We start from the raw sequence: 4,750 nt of genomic DNA on the forward strand, positions 1-4,750 counted from the left end.
TCTGCTGCTCAACGACGGCGTGGCGCGATTGCGCCTCGCGAGCCAGGTGGATCCCGACCCCGTGGCGCGGGTGGCACTGGGGCGCGCACTCCGGCACCTCATCACCGTCGACCCCTCACACTGACAACCTTCATGCCACGGATGATTCAACGCGGGTGCCATGCGCGACATCGGGTGCACACCGCTGCCCTGCTCTGCGCCGTGACGCTGGCAGGCGCACCGTGGGCCATGATGGCCCAAACGACGCCTGCAACCGCGTCCGCGGACGGGCCGCGGCGGGTGTTGCGGAAGACGTGGGTCCCGATGTGGCGAGCCGGTGGAACCCCAGACGATACCCTCTTCGGCTGGGTGCGCGAGCATGTCGCCGACGCATCGCAGATCTATGTACTCGATGCCGGCACACTCGAATTGCATGCGTTCAGCGCGCGCGATGGCGCGCATCGATGGAGCGTAGGCGGTCGTGGATCGGGGCCCGGTCAGCTCAAGCGACCCGTAGACGTGGCGCTCGCCACGGGCAACACGGTGGGTGTCCTGGATCCGGGGAACGGCCGCGTGTCGTTCTATTCGACCAACGGCACCTTCGTACGCAGTGTGACAGTGCCGGAGGCGGCCATTGCCAACGCGCTGTGCGTCTTCACCGACGGCTCACTGCTCCTGCTCATCACATCGCCGTCGGCCTTCGCCGTGCAGATGGACTCGGCGGGGCGCGCGACCCGTCGCCACGCCTTTCCGTGGCCACTGAACGGGGGCGGGAACGAGTTCGTATCCAGCGCCACGTTCATCCGCGGTGCACCGACCGGACGCTGTACCGCCGCCACGACGTTCGGCTTCGGACTCGCGATGTTCGATGAGAGCGGCGCGGTGCGCACGGTCCCGTTCGTGGAGCGCGTCGCCGCTCCCACGTTCAAGAAGACGAAGCTCAGCGGCGGCGAGTATGCCATCATGCTCGACAAAGGCGACAACGCGGCGCTGGGCGGGTGGCGCAGTGGCGAGACGACGTTCGTATCGTTCGCCGGCGCGACATACCGCGGCGGGATCGTGGATCTGTACGATCCGGGTGGGCGCTATCTCGCCTCGTGGACGGCGCCGCCGGAGGACCGAATGTTCTACGCGAACCGGCGCCTCTACGGATTATCGTCCGGAGGCGCTACACAGAAGCTCCGCATGTGGGTGGATGCGGCCGACACCGGCCGTGTGCTGCGGGAGGCAGGGCTTCGGCCTCGCGGGTCGCCACGCGCCGTCAGTCGGCCAGCTCGCCCCGCAGATACGCCCGTGCGTCGGCCACCACCTGCGAACGCACCTCGATGAGTGACCCACTCAGCATCGCGCCGGACGCCTTCCGGTGCCCGCCGCCGCCGTAGCGGCGCGCAAACCGCTGCACGTCCACATCGCCGGTGCTACGCAGGCTCACCTTCACCTTGCCGTGCCCGAGATCGCGGAAGAAGAGCGCCATGCGGGTGCCGGCGATGCTGCGCGGATGCTCCACAATCCCGTCCAGCTCCTCGCTCGTCACATCGAACCGGTCCAGCACGCCAGCATCCATCGAGATATGCGACAGGCCGATGTCCGGCTCGCTTTCGATCGTGGCCAGCGCCTCGCGCAGCAGATGCAGGCGGCCGAGGCTGACCTGCGCATAGATGCGCCGATACATGTCCTCGGGGTTCACCCCGGCCGCAAGCAGCGCGGCGGCAATACCGTGTGCACGGGGCGAGGTATTGCTGAACCGGAAGCTGCCCGTATCCGTGAGGATGGCCGCGTACAGCGACTGCGCAATCGCCGGGGTGATCTCGAGCCCCAGGGTGACCGCGATATCGAAAACCAGCTCGCCGGTGGCGCACGCGTGCGTGTCGGCCACGGCAAGTGTCCCCACCGGTTCGTCGCCGGGCACATGGTGATCAATTACCGATACCGGCACGGTGAGCGCACGCACCCGATCCGACAACTGCCCGAGGCGCCGCACATCGTTGATATCGAGCACGATCAGCGCGTCGATATCATCGAGCGCCCGGGCACCGCGCGCGCTTGCCTCCTCCACGTCGTTGCCGAGGAGGAACTGGAACATCGCCGGCCACGGGGTGGGATTGACGATGCGGCAGTGAATCCCGCGCTGCGCGAGGAGTCTCGCCAGCGCGGTTTCACTGCCGCAGCCGTCACCATCCGCATTCATGTGGGTGGACAACGCCACCGTCATGCCGGGGCGGAGGGCGGCGAACCACGAATGGATCGCCGCCTGCCGCACTTCCGATGCGCTGAGAAGCCCATCGGTCACGGCCGCGCTCATTTACGAGACGCTTCCTGCTTGCCGATCGTCGAGTTGCGCATGCCGTACACGAAGTACGTGGTCATGCCGATCGCCGTCCAGGCACCCAGCAGCGCCCAGGTGAGGCCGGGGAGCTGATACATCATGTACAGCGTGGCGCCGGCGCCAAGGATCGGCACCAGTGGCACGAGCGGCGTCTTGAACGGACGCTCGAGCTCCGGCGACCGGACACGCAGCACCCACACGCCGATGCACACCGTGGCGAACGCGGCCAGGGTACCACCCGACACCAGTTCTCCGAGGAGACCGAGCGGGAAGAATCCGGCGATGATGATCGCGATGATACCCACGATCCACGTGGACGCGGCGGGGGTCTGGTACACCGGGTGCACCTTCGCGAAGACCTTCGGCAGGAGGCCGTCACGCGACATCGTGTAGAAGATGCGCGGCTGGCCCATGAGCATCACGAGCACGACCGACGACAGACCCGCCACGGCGCCGATGTTCACGAGATATTCGAGCCACTTGAGCTGCGGCACCGCCTCGAGCGCGGCCGACACCGGGTGCGGCACGCCGAGCGCCGTGTAGGGCGCCAGGCCGGTCATCACCAGCGACATGAGGATGTAGAGCACCGTGCAAATCAGCAGCGAGGCGATCATGCCGATCGGCAGGTCACGCTGCGGGTTCTTCGCTTCCTGCGCGGCCGTCGACACGGCGTCGAACCCGATGTAGGAGAAGAACACCACGGGCGCGGCACGCAGCACACCGGCCATGCCGTACTTCGTGCTGCCGTCGGGGTTGGTGACCATCTCCGGGATGAACGGCGACCAGTTGTCGGTGTTCACGTACATGAAGCCGAAGCCGATCACGAGCAGCACGATGATCATCTTGATCGCGACGACGATGTTGTTGAACGTGGCCGACTCCTGCACCCCGCGCACCAGCAGGAACGTCAGGGCAAGGATCAGCGCCACCGCGGGCAGATTGATCAGCCCTTCGACTGCCGTACCGCCGGCCGCCGAGCACGCCTCACGCACCACAAACGCTGCCTGCGTGGTGGCGTCCATCAGCGTGCCGCCATCGGCGCCCACGCACGTGAACGCGCGCACCACTTCGTGCCCGTTGATGACGGTCAGCGGCGCCGACGCGAACGCGGCGGGAATGTGGATCCCCACTTCGTTGAGCATGGCGCTGAAGTAGCCCGACCAGCCCACCGCCACGGTGGAGGCGGCGAACAGGTACTCGAGCACGAGGTTCCAGCCGATGAACCACGCCACACCTTCGCCCATGGTGGCGTAGCTGTAGGTGTACGCGGAGCCGGCGATCGGGATCATCGACGCGAACTCGGCGTAGCAGAGGCCCGCGAACAGACAGGCGAGGCCGGCCAGCACGAAGGAGAGCGAGACACCAGGACCGGCGAAATTGGCCGCCGCCGTGCCCGTAAGCACGAAGATGCCGGCACCAATGATGGCACCGATGCCAAGCATCGTCAGGTTGAGCGCGCCGAGCGTGCGCTTGAGTCCGCCCTCGGCGCTATCCGCTTCGGCGCGGAGTGCCACGATCGATTTCTTTGACCAGATTCCCATCAGCCGTGTGGTCTGGGTGGAGCGTGCCGCAGGAGGGGGAGCGGTACGCAGGGTACGACGGGGATACGGGGACCGACGGTGCTATCGTTGACGGCCCCCGCCCGCTGGACTGGGAGGGCTCCCATCGGGAGCGGGGTTCCCCGCAACTCGGGGAACATCGGTGCGTGTACCGCCAAGCGCAACGCCGGGGGCCGCTGGATTAGCGGGACCCGTCGACCGGAACGCGCCCGAAGCGCGAAACCCGTAGCGCACAACCCGAACCTCGGACCCGGCGCTGATCCACGCCGGCACCGGGTTCGGGTTCGGGTTCGGGTTCGGGTCGTGGGTCAGGCATCGCGACGCCGCCACACGTCCCGGATCACAGCGAATAGTTGGGCGCTTCGCGGGTGATCGTGACGTCGTGCGGGTGCGACTCCCGGAGGCCGGCGGTAGTGATCCGCACGAACTCGGCTTCCGTCCGGAGCGCGTCGATGCTGCCGCACCCCACGTAGCCCATTCCGCTGCGCAGGCCGCCGATCATCTGGAACAGCACGTCGCCCACGGGGCCCTTGTACGGTACCCGCCCCTCGATGCCCTCGGGCACGAGTTTCTTGGGACCCATCTCGCCGTCCTGGAAATAGCGATCGGCCGAGCCGTCCTGCATGGCCGAGAGCGAGCCCATCCCGCGGATCATCTTGAAGCGTCGCCCCTCGAGGAGGAACGATTCGCCCGGGCTCTCCTCGGTGCCGGCCAGCATGGAGCCCATCATGACGCTGGACGCGCCGGCGGCGAGCGCCTTGACGATGTCGCCCGAGTACTTGATGCCGCCGTCGGCGATCACGGGCACGTCACCGGCGCCTTCCACCGCGTCCATGATGGCGGCGATCTGCGGCACCCCCACGCCGGTCACGACACGCGTTGTGCA

Annotated in this window: 4 protein-coding genes; 1 reads left to right on the forward strand and 3 read right to left on the reverse strand. The window is 67.4% G+C overall.

Going from position 1 to position 4,750, the window contains the following annotated elements:
* Positions 1 to 303: 303 nt before the first annotated feature.
* Entirely contained in the window at positions 304 to 1,308 is a 1,005-nt protein-coding gene (locus ACIQ51_RS13985; RefSeq protein WP_396205678.1) for a 6-bladed beta-propeller, read from the forward strand.
* Here the strand turns inward: ACIQ51_RS13985 and ACIQ51_RS13990 are convergent.
* The 3 genes from ACIQ51_RS13990 to ACIQ51_RS14000 form a co-directional block, all read right to left on the reverse strand.
* On the reverse strand, positions 1,241 to 2,281 hold the full coding sequence (locus tag ACIQ51_RS13990; RefSeq protein WP_396205679.1) for a bifunctional oligoribonuclease/PAP phosphatase NrnA: 1,041 nt from the start codon (positions 2,279 to 2,281) through the stop codon (positions 1,241 to 1,243). The two genes, ACIQ51_RS13985 and ACIQ51_RS13990, sit on opposite strands and share 68 nt — an antisense overlap.
* Complete coding sequence (locus ACIQ51_RS13995) at positions 2,278 to 3,846, reverse strand: amino acid permease (RefSeq protein ID WP_396205680.1); 1,569 nt, start codon at positions 3,844 to 3,846, stop codon at positions 2,278 to 2,280. Before ACIQ51_RS13995 ends, ACIQ51_RS13990 begins: the two co-directional genes overlap by 4 nt.
* A gap of 358 nt (positions 3,847 to 4,204) precedes the next feature.
* Positions 4,205 to 4,750: IMP dehydrogenase (locus ACIQ51_RS14000; protein WP_396205681.1), on the reverse strand; the 546-nt coding region annotated here is incomplete at its 5' end.

This window comes from Gemmatimonas sp. (assembly GCF_044344655.1).
Lineage (GTDB): Bacteria > Gemmatimonadota > Gemmatimonadetes > Gemmatimonadales > Gemmatimonadaceae > Gemmatimonas.

What these genes read in the sequence shown, in the direction of transcription:
- ACIQ51_RS13995 (WP_396205680.1), bottom strand. Translation starts at nt 3,846, where the DNA reads ATGGGAATCTGGTCAAAGAAATCGATCGTGGCACTCCGCGCCGAAGCG.
- ACIQ51_RS13990 (WP_396205679.1), bottom strand. Translation starts at nt 2,281, where the DNA reads ATGAGCGCGGCCGTGACCGATGGGCTTCTCAGCGCATCGGAAGTGCGG.
- ACIQ51_RS13985 (WP_396205678.1), top strand. Translation starts at nt 304, where the DNA reads ATGTGGCGAGCCGGTGGAACCCCAGACGATACCCTCTTCGGCTGGGTG.